The organism is Pseudoalteromonas sp. BSi20480 (assembly GCF_000241365.1).
Lineage (GTDB): Bacteria > Pseudomonadota > Gammaproteobacteria > Enterobacterales > Alteromonadaceae > Pseudoalteromonas > Pseudoalteromonas marina.
The window spans coordinates 1-583 of record NZ_BADX01000155.1; the positions used below are offsets into that span (position 1 = coordinate 1).

The following is a 583-nucleotide window of genomic DNA, read 5'->3' on the forward strand; positions in this document are numbered from 1 at the left end:
ATTAGTATGAGATTCATTATTCTCAAATATTTGCCTGAAAAATGTATAACCAGCAATACAGGCAAAGCCGACGTAAAATACAATTTTTGACAGTACAATGACTGTATTCCAGATATACATTTCCATATCAATCACACCGCCTATTTTAGTGAACCATAAAGCCGAAGCTATGTTTCATTTTATGACCATCGTTACCTAAGAAGGTTACATCCACAGTATAGTTTGCAGGAGCTAATTTAGGTAGTTTCCATGTAAATTTGCTAGTAGCGACTTTAGAAGGCTCGAATCCAAATTTAAATTCTTCGCCTTGTTTATTGGCCAATGAAACTTTTACAACCCGTACCTCTTTGGTGAACACCAAAGTTAACTCTTCTGGAGGATTCATTAGCATTGCATTATCAGCAGGCACACTTTTTTCAAGATGCACATGCGCAAATACCGCACTACTAAAAACGACACTGATTACGGTTAAAAATTTAATTAGTTTTTTCATATTTACCTCTATTTTAGTTTGTTGAAATTGCTATTTATGGTTTCTTAACTTCGCTAAGCATTACTTTTTAGCTCCGCCTTAGAAAGCTCC

Annotated in this window: 1 protein-coding gene; it reads right to left on the bottom strand. The window is 35.0% G+C overall.

Annotated features, from left to right (window positions below):
* Positions 1–145: 145 nt before the first annotated feature.
* Positions 146–493 (bottom strand): copper resistance CopC family protein, encoded by a 348-nt coding sequence (locus tag P20480_RS03150; RefSeq protein WP_008132134.1) that lies wholly within the window; start codon positions 491–493, stop codon positions 146–148.
* Between the last annotated feature and the right edge of the window lie 90 nt (positions 494–583).